Source organism: Brevibacterium sp., assembly GCF_052105255.1.
GTDB lineage: Bacteria > Actinomycetota > Actinomycetes > Actinomycetales > Brevibacteriaceae > Brevibacterium > Brevibacterium linens_B.
In genome coordinates this window covers 123,689-144,944 of the sequence record NZ_JBQDYQ010000003.1, presented here as the reverse complement: position 1 = coordinate 144,944, position 21,256 = coordinate 123,689, and the positions used below count along the sequence as shown (strand labels likewise).

At 65.7% G+C, this 21,256-nt stretch carries 17 protein-coding genes and 1 pseudogene; 3 read left to right on the top strand and 15 right to left on the bottom strand.

Annotated features, from left to right (window positions below):
* Positions 1 to 945 precede the first annotated feature (945 nt).
* The 4 genes and pseudogenes from ACTIIH_RS02125 to ACTIIH_RS02110 form a co-directional block, all read right to left on the bottom strand.
* Positions 946 to 2,129: pseudogene (locus ACTIIH_RS02125) on the bottom strand (IS3 family transposase).
* A gap of 49 nt (positions 2,130 to 2,178) precedes the next feature.
* On the bottom strand, positions 2,179 to 2,505 hold the full coding sequence (locus tag ACTIIH_RS02120) for a hypothetical protein (RefSeq protein WP_441450267.1): 327 nt from the start codon (positions 2,503 to 2,505) through the stop codon (positions 2,179 to 2,181).
* Between the two features lie 69 nt (positions 2,506 to 2,574).
* Positions 2,575 to 3,117, bottom strand: coding sequence for a helix-turn-helix domain-containing protein (locus ACTIIH_RS02115; RefSeq protein ID WP_441450266.1), 543 nt, complete (start codon positions 3,115 to 3,117; stop codon positions 2,575 to 2,577).
* Complete coding sequence (locus tag ACTIIH_RS02110; protein WP_441450265.1) at positions 3,114 to 3,446, bottom strand: hypothetical protein; 333 nt, start codon at positions 3,444 to 3,446, stop codon at positions 3,114 to 3,116. The genes ACTIIH_RS02115 and ACTIIH_RS02110 overlap by 4 nt, the downstream gene beginning before the upstream one ends.
* A 1,071-nt stretch (positions 3,447 to 4,517) precedes the next feature.
* On the opposite strand from ACTIIH_RS02110, the gene ACTIIH_RS02105 reads away from it, so the two are divergent.
* A complete protein-coding gene (locus ACTIIH_RS02105) occupies positions 4,518 to 5,039 on the top strand; it encodes a GNAT family N-acetyltransferase (protein WP_441450264.1) in 522 nt (173 codons plus the stop codon).
* Between the two features lie 7 nt (positions 5,040 to 5,046).
* Here ACTIIH_RS02105 and ACTIIH_RS02100 read toward each other — a convergent pair whose 3' ends face one another.
* From ACTIIH_RS02100 to ACTIIH_RS02075, 6 genes are all read right to left on the bottom strand, one after another.
* A complete protein-coding gene (locus tag ACTIIH_RS02100; protein WP_441450263.1) occupies positions 5,047 to 6,141 on the bottom strand; it encodes a BadF/BadG/BcrA/BcrD ATPase family protein in 1,095 nt (364 codons plus the stop codon).
* The gene (murQ, locus tag ACTIIH_RS02095; RefSeq protein WP_441450262.1) at positions 6,138 to 7,151 is read right to left on the bottom strand and encodes an N-acetylmuramic acid 6-phosphate etherase; all 1,014 of its coding nucleotides are present in this window, start codon (positions 7,149 to 7,151) and stop codon (positions 6,138 to 6,140) included. The genes ACTIIH_RS02100 and murQ overlap by 4 nt, the downstream gene beginning before the upstream one ends.
* On the bottom strand, positions 7,148 to 8,656 hold the full coding sequence (locus ACTIIH_RS02090) for a sodium:solute symporter (protein ID WP_441450261.1): 1,509 nt from the start codon (positions 8,654 to 8,656) through the stop codon (positions 7,148 to 7,150). The genes murQ and ACTIIH_RS02090 overlap by 4 nt, the downstream gene beginning before the upstream one ends.
* A 116-nt stretch (positions 8,657 to 8,772) precedes the next feature.
* Complete coding sequence (locus ACTIIH_RS02085; protein ID WP_441450260.1) at positions 8,773 to 9,996, bottom strand: anhydro-N-acetylmuramic acid kinase; 1,224 nt, start codon at positions 9,994 to 9,996, stop codon at positions 8,773 to 8,775.
* Positions 9,993 to 10,796 carry a GntR family transcriptional regulator gene (locus ACTIIH_RS02080; RefSeq protein WP_441450259.1) on the bottom strand — a complete coding sequence of 268 codons (804 nt, stop codon included), beginning with the start codon at positions 10,794 to 10,796 and terminating at the stop codon, positions 9,993 to 9,995. The genes ACTIIH_RS02085 and ACTIIH_RS02080 overlap by 4 nt, the downstream gene beginning before the upstream one ends.
* A 319-nt stretch (positions 10,797 to 11,115) precedes the next feature.
* A complete protein-coding gene (locus ACTIIH_RS02075) occupies positions 11,116 to 12,501 on the bottom strand; it encodes a GntP family permease (protein WP_441450258.1) in 1,386 nt (461 codons plus the stop codon).
* 80 nt (positions 12,502 to 12,581) lie between these two features.
* On the opposite strand from ACTIIH_RS02075, the gene ACTIIH_RS02070 reads away from it, so the two are divergent.
* Together ACTIIH_RS02070 and mgrA are read left to right on the top strand one after the other, a co-directional pair.
* Entirely contained in the window at positions 12,582 to 13,244 is a 663-nt protein-coding gene (locus tag ACTIIH_RS02070) for a 4a-hydroxytetrahydrobiopterin dehydratase (protein WP_441450257.1), read from the top strand.
* 40 nt (positions 13,245 to 13,284) lie between these two features.
* Positions 13,285 to 14,325, top strand: coding sequence for an L-glyceraldehyde 3-phosphate reductase (gene mgrA / locus ACTIIH_RS02065; protein ID WP_101554562.1), 1,041 nt, complete (start codon positions 13,285 to 13,287; stop codon positions 14,323 to 14,325).
* A 37-nt stretch (positions 14,326 to 14,362) separates the two neighbouring features.
* Here mgrA and ACTIIH_RS02060 read toward each other — a convergent pair whose 3' ends face one another.
* From ACTIIH_RS02060 to ACTIIH_RS02040, 5 genes are read right to left on the bottom strand one after another with little or no spacing between them, the layout of a single operon-like run.
* A complete protein-coding gene (locus ACTIIH_RS02060; protein ID WP_170286963.1) occupies positions 14,363 to 15,538 on the bottom strand; it encodes a phosphotransferase in 1,176 nt (391 codons plus the stop codon).
* On the bottom strand, positions 15,535 to 16,830 hold the full coding sequence (locus ACTIIH_RS02055; RefSeq protein ID WP_441450256.1) for a phosphotransferase family protein: 1,296 nt from the start codon (positions 16,828 to 16,830) through the stop codon (positions 15,535 to 15,537). Before ACTIIH_RS02055 ends, ACTIIH_RS02060 begins: the two co-directional genes overlap by 4 nt.
* Positions 16,827 to 18,659 carry an ABC transporter ATP-binding protein gene (locus ACTIIH_RS02050; RefSeq protein WP_441450255.1) on the bottom strand — a complete coding sequence of 611 codons (1,833 nt, stop codon included), beginning with the start codon at positions 18,657 to 18,659 and terminating at the stop codon, positions 16,827 to 16,829. Before ACTIIH_RS02050 ends, ACTIIH_RS02055 begins: the two co-directional genes overlap by 4 nt.
* Positions 18,656 to 19,990, bottom strand: coding sequence for a glycosyltransferase family 4 protein (locus tag ACTIIH_RS02045; RefSeq protein ID WP_441450254.1), 1,335 nt, complete (start codon positions 19,988 to 19,990; stop codon positions 18,656 to 18,658). The genes ACTIIH_RS02050 and ACTIIH_RS02045 overlap by 4 nt, the downstream gene beginning before the upstream one ends.
* On the bottom strand, positions 19,987 to 21,234 hold the full coding sequence (locus tag ACTIIH_RS02040; RefSeq protein WP_441450270.1) for a glycosyltransferase family 4 protein: 1,248 nt from the start codon (positions 21,232 to 21,234) through the stop codon (positions 19,987 to 19,989). Before ACTIIH_RS02040 ends, ACTIIH_RS02045 begins: the two co-directional genes overlap by 4 nt.
* Positions 21,235 to 21,256: the final 22 nt, after the last annotated feature.

The following is a 21,256-nucleotide window of genomic DNA, read 5'->3' as shown; positions in this document are numbered from 1 at the left end:
TTAATACCAAGTTAAAGGAACTACCGAAGAACACCACGAAAAGGGACTTGACCAAGTGGCACCCCTGGTCGAAGAAGAACCAGACAATCTACTTCCCGACACGAGGAACTATCTCGGGGGTTGCCCGAAAATAGTCAGTCGGCGCTGAGAGGGAACGCTCAACGTGCGCAGAAACGGTCACCATGGTGACCGTTTCTGCGTGGACTAGAACTCGGAACGCCGGAACCATCTGACTTGGTTCGCTGGCTACCTTGAACACGCCGAGAGGTGAAATCTCCTGGTCAGGGCACGCATAAGCCGCGACCGACCCCTACACCAAAAGGAGGCGATCGAAACCCGATTCTGCGCGATTATGACCTCACCCTATGGGGTATGCAACACGTTGGAACAGTTGCAAATACGTAGAAAAAGCGTAGTCTTATCAGTAAGAAAGTGAGGACAAGATCCCTCATTATGCCTAGAAAGAGTCTGCAGGACGTATCGCGCCTGTTGGCTCTTTCTTTTTATACAGATGGCTTCCGCTTCATGACTGCAGCTACTCGGCTCCCGCCAGAGACCCAAGCAGCTATGTCATCATCGATGCTCTGGACAAGATTGAAAGCGTCTTCGAGGCTTCGGTTCACATTGATGTTGAGCAACGGTTCCATATGTGAAACCCGGTTCCGGAGCTGGTGCAGGTGAGCTACGCGCCAGAACGTTTCGCTCCCATCGGGGTCATGCACGTTTGGGAAAGCTGCTTCTAAAGCGTCTTCCCAAAGTCTCTCCCTGTTCGCATTTTCAGTGTTGTTTCCAGCCTCAGGCTTGTGATTGGGCAGTAAATCCTTCCACAGTCCAAACATCAATTGGGCCAGTACATCGTCATGTGTAACGGTCGCACCATGGCGGGGGTGCGCGGGATCTCGCTCAGACGATTGGGACTGCTGAAGGTTTGGTTGACTCCGGGGTTTACGCCGCCAGGGCGACGGCCTTGTGATGAACAAGCTCGTATTCAACCGGGGTCAGTTTACCCAAACGCCGTTGCCGACGCTTGCGGTGATAGGTCCGCTCGGCCCAGTGCACGATCGCTGTCCGCAACCTCGCTCGCGTGTCCCAACGGCCCCGGTCGAGGACGTTCTTCTGCAGCACGGCGAAGAACGATTCCATCGCCGCGTTATCACCGGCAGCACCGACCCGACCCATCGATCCGACGAGCCCATAATGCCGTAAGGCCTGCTGGAACTTCCGAGAACGAAATTGCGACCCGCGGTCCGAGTGGACCACGCAGCCGGCCACGACGCCGGCCCCGCCACGGCGGGCTACAGCATCGTCAATCGCTTCCACAGCCAGCCGGGATTTCATTCTCGCATCGATGGCATAGCCAACGATCCTGTTGCTGAACACATCCTTGACCGCGCACATGTACAGCTTGCCCTCACTGGTGTGATGCTCGGTGATGTCGGTCAACCATAACTCGTTGATTGCCGAGGATGAGAAGTCGCGTTCGACGAGGTCATCACACACCGGCGGGCCAGGCTTCTTACCGTGTTTCCGAGCTCGTTTGATCGTGTGGGAGAACAGTTCCTGTTGCGAGCACAATCGCCACACACGACGTTCTGACGCCTCGTGCCCGGACGCCCGGAGTTCATCAGCGATGAACCGGTGCCCGAATTCCGGGTCGTCCATGTGCACGTCGTAGGCGGCATTGATCACGTGCGCTTCGTCCCAGTCCCGAGCCGAGACCGGATTTGCGCACCACTTGTAGAACCCCTGCTTCGTAAAGCCGAGCACCCGACAGGTCACCGCCACCGGTACTCCGGTGGAAGCAAGGTCGCGGACCAGCGGGTACATCATTTTGGGTGGTTGCCACCAAGTTTCAGATTCGCTTGCGAGAGATACGCTGCAGCCTCGCGGAGAATTTTGTTCTCTCGTTCAAGTTCCCTGATGCGCTTCAGCGCTGCCGCTTGAGCGCGTGACTCGTCGGGCTCGGTCGCGGGCTCGAGTCCGTGGTCGCGTAGCCGTGAGTCACGCACCCAGGCTTGCAGGGCTGATTTCGAGATGCCGAGGTCGGCGCAGACCTGCTTCTGGGTCATCCCGTCGTTGATGAGATCGAGCGCTGACTGCTTGAACTCATCGGTGTAGATCTTTGGCATGACTTCTATCCTTCCTGGAATTTATCCAGTCGTGAAGTCAACCAAACCTTCAGCAGTCCCATTCTTTAACTGCTCGGCCATAGGCTGAACGGCGTTTTCCTCGGGAAAGGCTCCTCAACGGTGTTGCAGGTTCGTACAGAAGCCAGCTGGAGGTCGTTCCCAAGCGTGCGTTATTCCAGTCTTGGAGCGCACGGTCCATTGCGTTCCGCAAGAGTACTTCTGTGATCCCGAGTACTTCTTGCACAGCTGCGGTGAGTTCACCGTGCCACTGATAGAGGGCCAGGGCCTTTTTCTTGTTCTGGCTCGCCGCATCCAGATAGGGCTTCATTCGGGACCAGTGGAGAGCGGCGATGATCTTGCCCCGGGTCTGATTCATGTGCCCATCTTCGCACTGAGACTCTACTAGGCGGAGCACTGAAGACAGTAGAAGTCGTTTACCTCGTGATTATGACCTCGACCGACCAACCAGCCGGCTCAGGAATGGCGACCGCGCTGCCGACTTCTGCGGAGGCTCAGGAGCCGGTTGTTCGGCAGCAGTCTTTTCAGGCTCCGGTGCGGCTGTGTTCTGTCGGTCTTGGGAGGCTGGTTCGAGCATGCGCATGGCCGTGCGGAGGTCGTCGAGGTTGTTCTGCAGGGTGTGCACTTGGGTACGCAGATGCTCAACTTCACGTTGCTCACTGAGTAACTTCTGCTCAAGCTGTGCATAGCCTTCTGCCTGCGAGGATGCTCTTTGACCATGGTCTTTCTCTGTATGAGCAGGGACGGTGGATACCTCCTGCGCATGGTCAGGAGGGGAGGGCTGACCAGGGTTGAGGCCCGCCGCGATCAGGTCGGTGACCGGGATCAACCACGCGCCCCTGGCTCCCTGCTCGGCGTTGGGGAATGACCCGTCCTTGATACGTCGACGGACCGTAGCCACAGACACCCCACACTCACGCGCAGCCTGCTGAACACCCCAGGACGGCCGTGGCGACTCCGATGCGCTCACTGGTCGTCAGCCTCGAGTTCCTCGCGGCGCCGACGCTGATAGGGACTCAGAAGGTTCTCCGGCATGCGCAACACCTTCATATCTTCGAGCTCCTGGAGATCCTCGGGACTGACATGGACGTTCGTGTGCCCACGACCAGCTGTGAGAGCCAGTTTCTCCGAGGCCACAGGGGACCCCGTTTCACCATAAATAGGACACTCCCACCGAACAGCCGGCCCCCCGCCGGCGGGAAGCACGGTCACGTCCAGGAGCTTGCCCGATAGGTAATCCTTGCGGATTTTCGCCCACTCACTGGCCCACGCCTTTTTCTGTTCCCCGTAGGTACTCACTCCGAGGGGACTGGTGAATGAGAGTGTTTGAAGATGCAGCTGAATGAGGAAGCTCGCGAGTTCCTAGACGGGCGTGGGATCAGCGCTCGTGAGTGGGCTATGCATTGGTAGAACGGAGATTCCGAGTGGCACGGTGACGCCTGCGGGTGCCCGGACGACCGATGCGTTGGCCACCATCACGGAGCTGATGAACCGTGCGGGTGCATCCGGTCGCTGGTCGGGGACTATCTCCATGAGCACGCTTAAGCAAGACCCCCGCCTGGTTATGTGTAGATTTCAAAGCGTTGATTAGTTCGTAAACCCTGTGGCCGTTCGGGTTCGTCCGCGCAGCCTCCAGAATCTCGTAGAAGCGGACTGGGAGTGCGCTATTCAGCGAATGTTGCCAAGAGACGTGCGGCTCGCTGGCATTGTCTAGGCCTGTCAGAGCAGGCTCGGTTAGATGGGTGCGGTGCCGCACAAGTAGCGCGATGCTGAATTGCAAAAATCATCGCGACACGCGCGTGAATTTCTAGAAACGAATCCCTCGGGGCGATATGTTTCAGATATGACTGTCGGACGACCTATCGTGCCCAACCGGGCAGAGAAATCAATCTCGACGCGCCTGCGCAAACCTGTCGACAAGATTGTGCGCGCTCAGGCTGACGAACTCGGCATGCCCTACGGCGAGTACGTGTCATATCTAGTGGCACAACAGGTCGGCATGCCTGAGGATGCTCCTAAACTTCCGGAACGCGCCGATACGCCGCCGGCAGGGCTTCGAAGAAGCGATACAGCCGAGTACGCGGGCCCATCGGCAGCTCGAGGTCGGTAGGCGATGGTGCTGCCACCGGCTCGAATGCGACGGCTCCCCCACCGGTGTTCCGAGGACCGGGTGGTGACGGCCGGAGCGGTGGAGGAAGTGGGTGGCCCGAGGTTGGTGATTCGACGGCGGTGACTGGTTCGCGGTTCGCTCTCACTCTCTCGATCCTGGGTGCCCCGGCTGGACAACTGTTTGTCGGCAGGTGCAGGTCAGGTGAATATTTCGTGCCGGAGAACGATCCTCCTGGCCGCGTCGGCCGGTAGCATCCAGTCATGACCCACGCAGTTCGCCCGCCCGAGCCCGCCGATGCTGCAGCCATGGCGCGCGTCCACGTCGACACCTGGCTCGAGACCTACCGCGGGATCATGCCCGACGAACTCCTCGATGCCCCCGACCTCATTGATCGACGCCGCCATATGTGGACGCAAATCCTCGCCGAGGCGGCTCCGTCGAAGTTCACCTGCGCCGTCGCCGAATCCGACGGGGAGATCGTCGGCATCGCCATGGCTGGCCCGCCCGAGAATACGGAATCTGCCGAGGACGAACGCCCCGAAGACCGCCACCTCTACGTGCTCTACGCCTATCGATCCATGCACGGCACGGGCGTCGGCCAGGACCTCCTCGACGCCGTCATCGATCCGTCCGTGACGACTGCACTGTGGGTGGCGGATCCGAATCCCCGTGCCCAGGCGTTCTACTCGAAGAACGGGTTCGTAGCCGACGGCACAGTGAAGACCGACGACTACGACGGAGTGCGGGAAGTGCGGATGGTGCGGCAGGCCATGTGCGGCTGACGCCCAGTCAGGTCCAGATGGTCCTGTCCTGCGCGCTGAGTCTCCCACCGGCACCGAGGTGGCCCAGAGTGAGTGCCCCATCGAGCGGTCCGCCTGCGGGCTCGACGATGGTGATGGACGGATCAAGTCGTGCGGCTTCGGTGCCGAATCCCTCGACGAGGTGGCTCCCCGCGGCCGCGACTCCCCCGGTGAGCGTGATGTGTACGGGCTTATCAGTGGCTCGGTTATCCGCACCTGTGGCGACAGAGCGCGGGACAGCGTCAGCGGGAGCCGAGGTCAACGAAGCGTCGACACGGTGAGCTGCTCGCGCGGCGACGGCGCTGCGCGCGGCTTCTCTTCCCGCACTGCGGAGCAGGTCGGCCGATGCTGTGTCGCCGGAGCGGGCAGTCTCAGCGATGTCGACAGCGAATTCGGCGAGGAGTCCGGCCCGGTCGCTGCGGGTATAGAACTGACCCGGCCACGAGGCGGGTGGGCCGAATCGTCTGGTGGCCGCGAAGAGCAGCGCACGACCTCGTTCGTTGATGCCGTCGTGAGTGCGCAGAGCGAGTTCGAGACCATGGCGTCCCAGCCACGCTCCTCCCCCGCGATCGCCGAAGAGGTGTCCCCAGCCATCGGCTCGTGACCATTCGGCTGACCAGTGGCCAGCCGCGTCCGGCCCGGGGTGGGCGATGGCGATCGCTCCGGTGCCGAGCACGGTGATCGCCCCGCCACTCCCACCGAGGGCGCCGAGATGAGCTGTCACGGCATCGATGGCGGCGACCGCCGGCACGCCGTACTCGGCCGAGATCTCGGGGAGGACTTCGGCAGGATCCTCGGCGAGAGAGGCGATCCCGGTCGCACCGATGCCGATGCCGCTGACCTCGGAGAAGCGATCGGGCCACGTCTCTGCGGCAGATTTCACGAGATCGCGAACGACGGACATGACGTTGCTGCCGCTCGGCCCGATCTCGATGCGCGGTCCGGCGATCTGGTCGACGATGCGTAGGCTGGGGAGCGCGGCGGAAGGGCCGTGTTCGCGGCGATGGTCGCTCGCTTCATCGACCTCGCCGAGCGCGGCACGGCTGCCGGTGCCGCCGATGTCGATGCCGAGGATCAGGCTCATGCGCCCACGGTACCCGGGCCGGAACCTTCCGAGTCCGTTCCGGCGTCCGAGCCATCCGGCGTCTTCGTCCCCACAAGCTCGGCGATCGCGTCCCTGACCGATCCGTCATGGGACTCCAGGGTCGACACAGCCAGGGCGGGGGCCGCCTCGGTGAAAGAGACGACAATGGCGGTCTTGAGATCGCCATCGCAGCGCTCGAGCAGAGCTCGCGCGTCGGCATCGCCCAGGTCAGCGGCCTCGCGGAGGATGCGCACAGTGCGTTCGCGCAGCTTCGCGTTCGTGGCGACAACCGAGACCATGAGGTTGTCCCAGGTGCGTCCGAGGGCGACCATGAGCGCAGTCGAGAACCCGTTGAGGGTGAGCTTCTGCGCGGTGCCGGCCTTGAGACGCGTCGACCCCGTGATCACCTCGGGACCGGTGTCGAGCACGATGTGGTCATCGGCCTTGTCGGCCAGAGCGGCGTGCGGGTTGTTCGAGATGAGCACGGTGTGAGCGCCGTTGGCTCGCGCCGCGTCGAGCGCCCCGCCGACGTACGGGGTCGACCCGCTCGCGGCGATGCCTATGGCCACATCGTCGGGTCCGAGCTCGGCACCGGCCGCGGATCCGTCAGCCCCGGAGTCCTCGGCGTTCTCCACCGCATTGACCAATGCCGCCTGACCGCCGGCGATGTGCCCGATGACCCGGCCCGGTTCGAGGTTGAACGTCGGTAAGAGTTCGCTCGCATCGAGGACGCCCAACCGCCCCGAGGTGCCCGCTCCGAAGTAGTGGACACGGCCGCCTCGGCGCATGCGTTCTGCCGCGATGTCGACGAGCTCGGCCAGCTGCGGCAGGGCCGCGGCCACCGCGTCGATGACGGCGTGGTCTTCGGCGTTGAGGACTCGCAGCACCCCGAGGGTGTCGAGGTCGTCGAGTCCGGAGCTCGCCGGATTGCGCTGCTCGGTCGGCGACAGCGGCCGTCCGGCCGACATCGGCGGGGTCGGGCGGGCTGAGCCCGGCTGGGAGGAGGTCATGGACGGGGGCTTCCTTCCGCCTCGGCGATGGTGGGCTCTTCGACTTTGGTCGTGTGGCGCAGACCGAGCAGGCCGCCGACGATGAAGGTGACGATGACGCCGAGCAGCGGGTACCACTGCCAGGCGACCCATACCTCACCGGTGACGTACTTCTCCATGACGAAGAAGAACGCGTTGCCGGCCACGGCCAGGGCGAAAGCGATGTTCGCGTCGACAGCCCGGGCCCGCTTGTTGACGATGCCGAAGACGAACGCGCCGAGCAGACCGCCGTAGGTGATGCCGGCGATGCCGAGCGCGAGGATGACGATGTTGCCGGAGTCGGATTCGAAGACCGTGGCCGGCAGGATGAACGCGATCCCCCAGCCGATCGTCGCCCAGCGACCGACCTTGAATCCTTGTTCGTCGGTCATCGGGGTGCGCTTGAGCTTCGCGTAGACGTCGTTGACCGTCGAGGACGACAGGGCCGACAGCGACGACGACAGCGTCGACATCGCGGCAGCGAGGATACCGGCCAGCAGCAGTCCGGAGATTCCCGTGGGCAGTCCTTCGATGATGAACAGCGGGAAGATCTCGTCGTCGCGAGTCAGGCCGAGGTCCGCAGGCAGTGCGTGATCGTAGTACGCCCAGAGAGCCAGACCGACGGCGAGGAAGATCGCGAACTGGACGACCACGACGAATCCGGAGGTGATGAGAGCCTTCTGCGCCTCGAGCTTCGACCGGCACGACAGCAGGCGCTGAACGATGAGCTGATCGGAACCGTGGGAGGCCATCGCGAACACGGCGCCGCCGAGCACCGACGGGATGAACGAGGTGTCCGCAGAGATCGGGTTGCCCTCGAAGACGAAGATGTTCGTCTTTCCGGCCTCGACCGCCTCGGCGAGCCATCCGCCGCCGATCGATGCGGAGATGATGATGATCGCGAGGACGCCGCCGAGGACGTAGAGGATCATCTGCGCGACATCGACCCAGATGACGGCCTTGATGCCGCCGATGAACGTGTACACGATCGTCACAAGCGAGAGGACGACGATGATGACGAAGTAGTTCGTGTGGATGCCGAGCCCGTCGAGGATGACCTTGAGCGGGATGGCTGCGGCGAGCACGCGGATGCCGTCGGCGAGCAGTCGAGTGAAGAGGAAGGTCACGCCGGCCGTGGTCTGCGTCGACTGGCCGAAACGTTTGCCCAGGTAGGCATAGGCGGTGATCATCTCACCGTCGTAGTAGCGCGGCAGCATGAAGTAGGCGACGATGACGCGGCCGACGATGTAGCCGAGTCCGAGCTGCAGGTAGTTGAGGTCGCCGAGGTAGCTCATGACGGGGATGCCGATGACGGTCAGCGCGCTCGTCTCGGTGGCGACGACGGACAGGCAGACTGCCCACCACGGCAGGTCGCGCCCGCCGAGGAAGTAGCCCTTGAGGCTGCTCTGCTTGCCGCTCAGTGCCAGTCCCAGCCACGCCGTTGCGACGAGATAGGCGATGATCACCAGGAGGTCGATGATCTGCATTGGTCTCTCCTTGTTGGGGGTGTGGAGTGTGTCGGGTGGTCGGTGGTCAGGAGGTGCGTTCGTTTGTGTGGCCGGGCGGGCGTTACCGGTGGCGGCCGCGGTTCAGTCGGCCAGTCTCAGTCGCTCAGCCTCAGTCGGGTGGGTCGCCGGTGGAGGGGCTCGGGCAGCTGCAGCGGACCGTCACCGGGAGTGAACCGGCCAGCGATGCGCGGCCCGATCGCCCCGGTCAGGCTCGGTTCGGTGCCGTCGAGTCCGTGCCAGCTCAGCCATCCGAGGAGAGCCATGAGCAGCGCTTCCTTGCCGCCTTCGGGCAGTCCGAAGGCCTCATCCGTGCTCGTCAGCGCGATGCCCTCACCCAGTTCCTCGCCGAGGCGGCGCATGAGTTCCGGATTCCTCGTCCCACCTCCCGAGGCGATGACGGTGGTGACATCGTGATCTCGGACCGCCTCGGCGATGGTGTGCGCGGTCAGCGCCGTGACCGTGGCGATCTGATCATGCTCGCCGAGGCGGGGGTGGGATTCGAGGAATGAGTCGAGGTAGGCGGCGTGGAAGAGTTCCTTGCCCGTCGATTTCGGGGCCGGGCGGCCGTAGAAGGGTTCGGTCAGGAGCGCGGTGAGCAGGTCCTCGTCGACGGTGCCTGCAGCGGCGAGCGCACCGTCGCGGTCATAGCTCTGCCGCCCGTCGGTGATGCGGCGGGCGAGGATGTCGATGAGGGCGTTGGCCGGGCCTGTGTCGAAGGCGATGGGGTCCTCACCGGGAGCGATGACGGTGATGTTCGCGATTCCGCCGAGGTTGAGCACCGCGGTCGGAGCCTCGACGTCGGAGAGCAGGAGGGAGTCGAGCAGCCCGACGAGCGGGGCGCCCTGTCCCCCTGCGGCGACATCGCGGGAGCGGACATCGGAGAGCACGGCAACACCGAGTCGTTCTGCGATGAAGGCCGGCTGTCCCAGCTGGAGGGTCGAAGTGACCTGCCCGTCGGTGATGTCGTGGCGGACGGTCTGTCCGTGACTGACGACGAGGTCAGGGGTCAGGTCGTGGTCGGCGCAGAGTTCGGACAGGGCGTCGGCGCAGAACCGGCCGAGCCGGGCGTCGACGCTGCTGACCAGTGACAACGGCAGATCTGCCGGTTCGAGGAGGCGAAGGATGTCGGCGGAGAGTCGGTCGTCGAACGGGGTTTCGCGTTCGGCGAGGATCCGCACGGTCAGGGTGGTGGGGTCCGCGCCGACGAGGTCGAAGCTGGGGGTGGGTTCCGTGTCGCTGATGGGGTCGGGTCGGAACTCGGCGATGACGAGGTCGAGACCGTCGGCGGAGGTTCCGGTCATGAGGCCGGCGATGATCATGGCTGCACTCCTCCAGTGTGGTCGGTGACGGTGGCGGGAGCTGTGCCGGTGGGGACGGTGCCGGTGGGAACGGCTTCGGCTGCGGCTCCGGCTGCCGCCGGGGCGGGGACGGTGAGTTCGGTGCGGACCTTGTAACGGTCGCCTCTGTAGACCGAGCGGACGAACTCGAACGGGCGGTCATCGGCACCGCGGGAGATGCGTTCGAACAGCAGGGCCGGTGAGAGTTCTTCGACGCCGAGGTGTTGAGCTTCGCCGGCATCGAGGAGGGTGGGCTCGATCGTCTGCACGCTGTGGTTGAGGCGGATGCCGAAATTCCGGCGCAGCAGATCGTAGAAGGACTGGTCCTCGAGGTCGCCTGGGCTCAGCCCCGGAACGAGAGCCGAGGGGACGTGGAGTTCTTCGAGAGCGATCGGTTCGTCGTCGGCCAGGCGCAGACGCAGGATCGCGATGACGTCGTCATCTTCGGAGATGTGGAGTCGACGAGCGATGTGCGCGCCCGCCTCGGCGACGTCGAAGCTGAGGATATGGGACCCGGGACGCACTCCGCGGGCGAGCATATCCTCGGTGAAGGAGCTCGCCGCCAGCGGTTGGTCGAGTTTCGGCCCGAGTGCGAAGACGCCCGTGCCGTGACGCCTGCGGACCATGCCCTTGGCGACGAGTTCGTCGATGGCGCGGCGCAGGGTCATCCGCGAGATGCCGAGAGTCTCGGCGAGCTGTCGTTCCGGAGGGAACTGCTCACCGGCGGCCATGTCCTCGAGGCGGTCGAGGAGCTGGTCGCGGATGGCATGGAATTTCGTCACACCACCATTGAGGCACAGGACACACCACTAAATCAAGACCACTGGTCTATTTTGTGGTGCCCATCCCCCTCGGTCAGCGTTGCACTCGTGCCGTCGATCAAGCGCTCGCTCACGTTCAAGCGCTCCCTCCTTTCGGTCAAGCGTGGCCGCGAATATGGCGTCGTCGACCATGACATATCCGCGCTCCGGCTTGATCGGCAGAAATCGGCGAGCAGAGGGCGGGCGGTCAGAGGCCGGGCCGGCGGAGGCCGTGCGGGCGGAGGCCGGGCGGACGGGCGGAGACCGGGTGGGCGGAGGTCGGGCGAGCGCACGCCTCCGGTCAGACGAAGAGCAGTGAGAGCAGGAAGGCGAAGATCAGTCCGAAGACGCTGACCAGGGTCTGGACCATCATGTGAGTCTTCGTCGCCTGACCGATCGTCATGCCGAAGCTCTCCTTGACGAACCAGAATCCCGCATGGTTGACCCAGTTCAGGCCGATCGATCCCGAGCCGATCGCAATGACGACCAGAGACACGTATGCCCCCGAGTGATCACCGATGAGAGGTGCGACGATGCCGGTGGCCGAGGTGATTCCGACGGTCGCCGATCCGGTGGCGAACGACAGCAGGATGCCGATGAACCAGCCGAGCAGGATGAGGTTCATCTCCAGGTGAGAGGTCGCGCCGACGACGGCGTCGCCGATGCCCGAGTCCTTGAGCACCTCGTTGAAGGCGCCACCGCCGCCGATGATGAGGATGACTCCGGCGATCGACTTGAGGCTGTCGCCGAAGGAGCTGCGGATCCGCTCACCGCCCATTCCCGAGGTCCATCCGAGTGCGATGGCGGCGAAGATGACTCCGGCCAGCATGGCGATGATCGGGTTGCCGATCACCTCGGCGATGGGTTCGAACGATGACTCCGGTGCCACGAGCTGCACCACGGTGTGCACGAGCATGAGCACGACGGGGACGAGGACGGTGACGAAGGCGAGCCAGACCGGAATCGTTCGCAGTTCCTTCTGGTCCACCTCGGCGCGGGCTCCGGTGTACTGGTCGATGAGGTCAGCGGTCGGTTCGAGCTTGACCCGTGGGGCGATCCAGCGGGCGTAGACCGGGCCGGCGAGGATGACGGTGGGAATCGCACAGACCAGGCCGAGGCCGATGGTCATTCCGACGTTCGCGTCGAGTCCGGACACGGCGATGAGCGGTCCCGGATGGGGCGGAACCATGCCGTGGAGGCAGGCGAGCGCGGCGATCGCGGGAACGAGGATGCGCAGGTACCACAGCTTCTTCTGCCCGGTCTTCTTCTCCAGCTGCGAGGCGACCGCGTAGATGACGGGGATGAGGACGACGAGGCCGACCTCGAAGAACATCGGGATGCCGATGATGAAGGCGACACCCGTCATGATCCACGGCGCGGCCTTCGGCGAGGAGTGCTCGATGACGAGGTTCGCGATCCGCTGGATGGCGCCGCTGTCGGCCAGGAGCCGTCCGAGCATCGCTCCGAGGGCGACGACGACGCCGGTCTCGCCGAGGGTGTCGCCGGCTCCGGCGGCGATCGTCTCCGGGATCTTGCCGATCTCCTCACCGGCGGCCAGGGCCGTCACGGCGGAGGTGATGAGGAGAGCGAGGAACGGATGCAGCTTCGTCTTCCAGTTGATGAGGAAGATGAGAAGCGCGATCGACGCGAAGAGAAGCGTCACGAGGTATGCGGTTGAGCCAATCACCGGGGCAACGTTACGCCCCTGCCTGCAGGATCCGGGAACGAGGGGTTCACGCGGGACGGAGAAGTCCCTAGCATGAAGCCATGACTGCATATACCGGACAGAAGCTGCTCGACGCACTCGACTCCCAAGGACTCGGCGACTGGCAGGGGCTGCCGGACTGCATCGGCGCCCGGTTCCTCACCGGCGACTTCGCGACCGGACTCGACTTCGTCGCCCGCATCGGTGCAGCCGCCGAGGAGGCCGGCCACCATCCCGATGTGACCCTGACGTTCCCGCACGTCGACATCAGGTTGACCAGCCACGACACCGGTGCCGTGACCGAACGCGACCTCAACCTCGCCGGGCAGATCAGCGAGCTGGCCGCCTCAACGGGCGTGAAGGCGGACCCGACCATCCCGGCACTTCTCGAACTCGGCCTCGACACCGCGAATCAGGACGCCATCGCCCCGTTCTGGGCGGCGCTCCTGACCGGGGATGCGAGCAACGTCTCCGGCCCCGACGTCGTCGACCCCTCCGGCCAGATGCCGCTGCTGTGGTTCCAGGACTGCGAAGAACACGAGGTTCCGCACCAGCGTCTGCACGTCGATGTCTCCGTGCCGGCGGCGGTCGCGCCGGAGCGGATCAGAGCCGCGGTCGACGCCGGAGGCACGATCGTCGACGAGTCCCAGGCACCGTCATTCACCGTCCTTGCCGACGCCGACGGCAATCGCGCCTGCGTGTGCACGCTGGCCGCACGCCCGTAAGCTGGGACCCGACCTCTTCCACTCACTCCAGGGAGTCCGTGTGTACCTAGCAGCCGAGAACCGCTACGACTCGATGACCTATCGCCCCGTCGGCCGATCCGGACTCGTCCTGCCTGCGTTGTCACTGGGACTGTGGCACAACTTCGGCGACGATGTCGCCTTCCAGAACCAGCGCGATATCGTTCGTCGCGCCTTCGACATGGGCATCACGCACTTCGACCTGGCGAACAACTACGGACCTCCCCCGGGCTCGGCGGAGACGAACTTCGGCCGGCTGCTGCGCGAAGACCTCCGCCCCTACCGCGATGAGCTCATCATCTCGACGAAGGCCGGTTGGAACATGCATCCCGGCCCATATGGAGGTCCCGGCGGCAGCCGCAAATACCTTCTGGCCAGCCTCGATGCGTCACTGCGCCGACTCGGCCTCGACTATGTCGACATCTTCTACTCCCACCGCCCCGATGCTTCGACGCCTCTCCAGGAGACCATCGGCGCACTCGACACCGCCGTGCGCTCCGGTCGCGCGCTCTACGCCGGGATCTCCTCATACTCCGCCGCCGATACGGCCCGGGCCTCGCGGATCGCCCGCGATCTCGGCACTCCCCTGCTCATCCACCAGCCTTCGTACTCGATGATCAACCGGTGGATCGACGATGATGAGCTCCTCGACACAACCGCTGACGAAGGGCTCGGTGTCATCTGCTTCTCCCCGCTGGCGCAGGGCCTGCTCACGGACAAGTACCTCGACGGAGTGCCCGAAGATTCGCGAGCGGGCAAGGCGAAGCCATCGTTCAAGGACGGGTTCCTAAGCGCCGACAACCTCGCCCGGATCCGCGGGCTCAACGACATCGCGGCCGCTCGCGGTCAGTCGTTGGCACAGCTCGCCCTGTCCTGGGCACTGCGGGATGACCGAGTGTCCTCGCTGGTCATCGGGGCCAGCCGTGTCGAACAGCTCGAGCACAATGTCGCGGCTCTCGACGCGGCACCGTTGAGCCATGAAGAACTCACGGCAATCGACGAATTCGCCGTCGATTCCGGAGTCGATATCTGGGGAGACGCGCGACGCAGCACTGCCGAGTGAAGTCAGCGGCCCTCCGCAGGGCTCAAGTGTCGCAGTCTCACATCGCCTGCGCCGCCTCGAGCAGCCACCCGATCCGGTCGCTCCACGCGGGCCGGAAAGCGTAGACGCAGGCGAGCCGAATGAGGGTGGCATGTTCGTATGCGCTGACCCTGGCCGGGTCGATCCCCGCCGCTGAGGCGACCCGGGCGATCTCATCGATGACCACGGCCGCCTCGGCGGAGGTCCACAGTCCCTGCTCGGTGCGCCACCGGGCATGCGCGCAGAGGTTTCCGAGGTCGAGCGCCCGTTCACCCCGGCACGCCGTATCGACGTCGAGCAGTCCCGGTCCGGAGACCGGATCCCACATGATCTGCTTATCGTGCAGGTCCCGGTGGATGAGCCCGATCGATCCGTCCCTCGCCGAGGCGGCCCCGTCGTCGAGTTCGACCGTGACCTCTGCGATGAGTTCGTCCACGTCGGCGAGCAGAGTCTCCCCTCGCACCGTCCGCGTGGTCTCCAGCAGAGGACGGGCGCGCTCACGCCATAAGTGGAGCACTTCGACCTCGTCCGCGGTCCCATGAAACGGCATCGCGGTCGGCAGCCTCGTCGCAGCCGTTGTCACGGTACCGGTCGGATGTGGCTCTGCCTGAGCCCAGGCGTCGAGGGACTCGGCCCAGGCGCGTGACCACTCCGCTCCGAGCCTCGCAGGATCGTGGAGTTCGACCCCGGGCACCACGCTGAGCACAACGGTCGAAGAATCCGAACTGAGCACCTGCGGGAGGGCGAAACCGGGAAGGAACCCAGCCGCTCGGCGCTGTCCCGCGATGACGGCGGAGGCCTTTCCGTCGCGCACACATTTGGCGAAGCTGCCGTCGCGCAGGCGGACGACGGCGCGTTTGCCCGGTCGATGGGAGACCAACCTGCCTCCGTCTGCGAGCAGCCTGGCGAGACCCGGCAGCTTCGGGTCACGGTCAGCGTCGAGGACCGTCACGCCGCGTTCGTCGAGATAGCCGACCCGGATCCCCTGGCCAGGAAGAGAAGCCTCCCACGCGATTCGACTGTCTCCTGCGGGCCAGGCTCGACGCACATTCCAGTCCTGTCCGCCGATCGTGACTGCGTCGGGGATGTGCAGGGCCGCGCCCCACTTCGCTGCAGACTTTTTCGTCACGACCTGCTTCGCCGCGATCTGCTTCGCCGCGATCTGTTTCGTCACGGTCTGCTTCGTCGCGGTCATAATCCGACCTCCGTCGTCGGGGCGTTCTCTTCCAGAGCGGTGCCCGCGAGGTCGATGATTCGCATCGTCTCGTCCCTCCAGCTCTCGGAGCAGTTTCGCCAGGGTTCGAGTCCGGCCACAAGCATCGCCCACGCCGTCCATGCGCCCAGGTCGGTCTCCTCGCCGCCGGCGGAACGGTAGCCGTCGATGAAGGGTCGCTCGAGCTCGTGCAACCGGGAATCGACGCGGCAGGCCGCAATCCACCGCCCCAGATCCATCCCGATCGCCCCATACCCTGATCGATCCAGGTCGATGATCCGGCACTCGGAATTCGCCAGAAGCACCTGGTCGGGGCTCAGGTCCCCGTGGATCTCCCGCAGTTCCCGCTTCGGCCCGAGGCGTCGATTCGGTCCGAATCCTCGCCTCGACCCGAGCCGTCTGCTCAGTTCTGAGAGCAGTCCGACGATGTCCGCCTCTCGTTCCGGGAGCAGACGAACCAGCGACCGGCTGATGGTCTCGAGCTGGTCGAGCGGAGAGCCGAGCGCACGGTCCGCCTCCGCCGAAGCGCCTACACTCTCTGCCGGTTCTCCGCCGTTGTCAGGCACACCGCTTCTGTGCAGTTCGGCGATGATCACGCCGACCTCCTCGGCGACGTTCGGATCCGGTCGATCGCCCAGGTCGCCGGTCCCCCACCACGGCGAACGCGTGGCAGTCTCACGTCCGCCGACGAACTCGACCGGCAGGCTCGGCAGCTGCGCGCGCTGCCAACGGTCGGCTGCCTCGGCGAGGTGGATCTGGGAGTCGGCGGCGATCCGCACGAATTCCGGCGCCCCATCGGCCGGGGTGTGTTTGAGCAGCAGCCGCCTGGCGGGGTTGTATCCGATGATCCGCAGATCCCCGCGGAGGTGGTCGAGTGTCCGTGCGACATGCTTGCCGATCCTGGGGTCGGCAAGCACGTCGCCGCTGACCAGCACCGCACCGGTCGCACCCGCCGAGCGCGGGTCGGCAGCCTCGTGGACGACCAGCTCCTGCCCGTGCCGGGCGGCCCGCCGCCGAGCGTTGGCGAGCTTGTCCGGGCTCGTCATCACCGCGGTGAATCCCCAACCATCGAATTCGCCGAGGCGGCTGGCCTCCTCTCGCTGCCATGCGACGATGGCGCTCTGCCCCGGTTTGACGCGGACACGGCGAGGACGAACCGCGAAGCCGAGGCGTCGGGAGAGCCGTTCTGCCGATCGCAGTTCGTCGATATAGGGCAACAGGGCGAATCTCGCGTCCACGACGTCGTGCACAGGGTCGGAAATCGATGCGGTCATGATGAGGCTCCTGCATAGGTGGGGAAGCTGTCGGCTTCGTCGGCCTGCGAACGGATCCACCGGGAGAAGCGCGAGTCGGCAGCCGCCGCCAGTTCGCTGGGCGCTCCGTCCTCGACGATCCGCCCGTTTTCTAGCCACACCACGCGGTCGAGTCCGCGGATCATCGCCACGTCGTGGCTGATGACGATGCTTGTCCGCCCCTGGGTCAGCGCGGACACTGAGTCGGCCACCTCGGCGCGAGTCTGCGGATCGAGCCCTGTCGTCGCTTCGTCGAAGACGACGACCGGGGCGTCGCGCACGAGGGCGCGAGCGATGGCCAAGCGCTGCCGCTGCCCGCCGGAGAGCGTGTCTCCGCGGTTGCCGAGCTCGGTGTCGTAGCCGTCGGGAAGAGAGCGGATGAACTCATCGGCACGGGCCGCACGGGCGGCGGCGACCACCTCGGCGTCGGTGGCGTCGAGCCGACCGTAGCGAATGTTCTCACGCACGCTCGCGGCGAAGAGCACGGACTCCTGGAGGAGGACGGACACGTTCTGCCGCAGGGAGGCGCGGGTGACGTTGTGGGTGTCGTAGCCGTCGAGGTAGATCGAACCGGAGTCCGGTTGAGACAGCCGCATCAGGTAGCTCATCAGGGTCGATTTTCCGGCCCCGGAGGCACCGAGTATGCCGATCTTCTGTCCTGCTGGAATGAGCAGATCGAGCTCGTCGAACAGCGGCCTGCCGTGCCCATCGGTCGAGGTGATGCGGTTGAAGACGACGTCGCCGCAGACCGGGCCCATGGACACGGCGTCGGGGGCGTCGGCGATCTCGACGGGTTCGTCGAGGAGGTCGGCGATCCTCTCCCCCGAGGCGGCCGCGCGGGCGATCCGGCCGGTGTATTTGGCCATGTCCCGCAGCGGCTTCATCGCGATCTTGAGGTAGAGGAGGAAGAGGACGAGGTCACCCGGGGACATCGCCCCGCGCAGCACCTGCCACCCGCCGAAGGCGAGAACGAGGGCCTGCGAGATGCCGACGAGGACATCCGTGGAGCGTTCGAGCCCGGCGGCCAGACGGCGTGCCCGCACCCCAGCTTTGAGTGCGCGTTCGTTGCCGTCGGCGAAGTCGCGGGCCACGGTCTTCTCGAGTCCGTAGGCCTGGACGACGCGGATGGCACCGAGCGCCTCGGCGGCGGATCCGACGAGTCGGCCCTCGCCCTTGCGGGTGGACCGGGAGGCCTTCGTGATCTTCGGGGTCGCCGCCTTCGACAGCAGTCCGTAGACCGCCGCCGTGACGAGCACGATGGCGCTGAGCACCGGGTCGAGGATGACCATGACGACGAGCAGGACGGCGAGGGTGATGACATTGCCGACCAGGGGCAGGCCCGCGGTGACGGCGACCTCCTGCAGCCGTCCGATGTCACCGACGAGTCGCTGTGAGGTGTCTCCGATCGAGGCCTTCGAGTGGTAGCGCAGCGACAGGGACTGGACGTGGTCGAACACGCGTGAGCGCAGTTGGGTGGCCACGCGTGCGCCGGCGAGGGCGAAGCAGATCGTCGAGGCGTAGTTCGCCGCGGCCCGTCCGCCGACGATGACGGCCAGGCCGATGGCCACGACCGCGAGCGTCGTGCCGACTCCGGCGTCGAGACCGAACGTCGGGGCGATCTGGGCGCCCAGGGCCGCGGTGACGGCGTCGACGGCGATCTTGATCGGCCAGGGTTCGAGGATGCGGAAGACGACGTCGGCCAGCAGTGCGGCCATCCCGCCGATGATCAGCCACGTGTGCCGGCGCAGGTGCGGACGGATGATCCGCAGGGTCCGCCGCAGCGCCGAGGCCGTGAGCTTCTTGCCGCTCATGAGATCACCGCCGAGGCGGGGTGCCGTCCTGACACCGGCATCCTCATGTCGATGGGGGCGGCACCGGCATCGACGGCGGCGGTTTCTCCGGCGGCTGTGTCGCCGGCGGTTCCCGTCACCGGTGCGAGGATCTGTTGGCACCGACGGGTCCAGGAATGGCGGGTCAGGGCCTCTGCGCGGGCGCGTGCTCCCATCGTCGTGCGCAGTTCGGCGTCGTCGATGAGTCTCTGCAGGGCGCGGGTGAGATCAGCGGTGTCGGCCGGGTCGGTGAGGATCGCGGCTCCGGTTCCTGCGAGCACGCCGGGGATCGCGCCGACCGACGAGGCAACGACGGGCAGTCCGGCGGCCAGGTATTCGTAGACCTTGAGTGGCGAGAAGTAGTTCTCCCCCGCCGGGTAGGGGGCGACCGCGATGTCGAATTCTCGCAGCGCCTCCGGCACGGCTTCGGGGGCGATGGCACCGTGGAAGTGCACACGTCCGTCCAACCCGAGCGTACGCACCCGGTTCTCGAGCGCCTCGGATTCGGGGCCGTGGCCGACGATGTCGACGTGAAAATCCCCGACCAGTCCGGCGCAGGCGGCGATGAGCCGATCCGTGCCGTGCCAGGGTTTGAGCGTGCCGACGAACCCGATCCGCACCGGACCGTGAACATTCGCAGGTCCCCCACCGGGGCGGTCCTCCCGTATCGCGTCACCGCTGGGCGACCCGCATCCTTCCCCGCCGAGGCGGCCGTGATCTGACCGTGGGGTGATGCGTTGCGTGTTCACTCCGTTCGGGACGACGCTGACGTCGTCGAGGCCGGGATAGTCGGTGCGGACCCAGTCGGCGACGAGTTCGCTCACGCACACGATGCGTGCGGCTCCGGCAAAGCTCGCCGCGGTGGCACGGGCGGCGTGTTCGGCGTGGACGAGTCCGCGGTGGGTCCGCTGCTCGTCGAGCAGAGGCGCATTGACCTCCATGATCAAAGGCACGTCGAGGCGCTGACCGATCCGAGCCCCGGCCGTGGAGAACAGCGAATACCGTTCGTAGACGAGGTCGAACCCCTGCCCCGGGGCGGCCGCCGTGTCCGTGACCAGGTCGGCGAGCATATCGGACAGTCGCAGCAGAGCGATCTCACGCTGGGAGCGGTCGAGACCGCGCGGCACCTCGAGCCGGGTGACATCGAGGTCGGCGAGATCGGCGGGCACGTCGTCATCGGTGCGGGTGCAGAAGACGCTGACCTCATGGCCGAGTGTTCGGAAGGTGCGCACGACTTCCTGGACGTGGACGCTGGCACCTTTCGTGCCGAAGACTCCGATGCCGGGGTCGAGGAGGACATAGGCGATTCTCATGACACTGACTCCATTTCACGGACGGTCGGAACGGCAGGGACTGCCCCAGGCACCGCCGCAGCGTCGGCCAGGCTCGCGAGCTGCCCCGCTTGGACGGCCGAGTCGTGCAAACGGCATACCCGGTCGCGGGCGGCATCGGTGACCGCACGGATGCGGGCGGGATCCGTGCGGAGGGCGGCGGCCACCTCGGCGATGGTGGAGGCGATGTTCGCCTCATCGGTGCCGTCGACGAGCCACCCGGTCCCGCCATGGTCGATGACCTCGGGCACGGCGGTGACGGCCCCGGCGATGCAGGGAATTCCGGTGGCCATGCCCTCGAGCAGCACGGTGGGCAGGCCGTCGGCGTTGCCGTCGGAGCCGATGACGAACGGGGAGACGAGGATGTCATGGTCGGTGAGCATGTCGCGGACCTCGGCCTGAGTCAGCGCTCCGTGGAAGGTGACGAGGTCGTCGAGTCCGAGTGCGTGGGACTGGGACCGCAGATCCTCCTCGAGGGGGCCGGTGCCCACGAGGTCGAGGCGGCAATCCGTTCCTTCCCTGCGGAGGCGGGCGAGCGCGTCGAGGAGGTGGGTGAACCCCTTCTTCTCGACGAGGCGGCCGACAGCCAGCAGCGAGGGAACCTCGCCCGTTGCTCCCTGCCTGGGCCGGTACGGGAAGCGGTCGAGTTCGAGGCCGTTGCGCACGACGACGATCCGGTCGGCCAGCTCGGGCCCGAGCACCGTGGACAGGTAGCGGCGATTGAATTCGCTGATCGCGATCACATGGTCGGCGTCCGCGGTCTTGCGGGCGAGGTCGGTGAGCACGACATCCTCGTGGAAGATGTCCTTCGCATGCGTGGTGAAGGAGTACGGGATCCCCGTCAGCGCCGAGACGGTCCGGGCCACCGTCGTCGCCACCGACGCGAAGTGCGCGTGCAGGTGCGTCACTTCGTGGTCGAGTGCCAACCGGGCGAGGGTGAGCGCTTGGATCACATCATCGTGGCTCAGTTCCATGAGCTCGCCGAGGTGGCCCGGCACTGCCGCGGCCACGCGCGGTTCCGCTGCGGCCTCGGCGAAGGTCTGCCAGAAGCTGCGGGCGCTCGAGGGCCGGTCGATGTGGATGACCTCGGCGCGGACGCGGGCGAGTTCGGGGTGGAAGCGGGTGTCCGTGCTCGGGCGCAGGGAGAAGATGACGAGGTCCTCTCCGGCGGCTTCGCGGGCGAGGATCTCGGAGACGATGAAGGTCTCGGAGAACCGCGGGTACATCTTGAGCACATAGGCGCGGCGG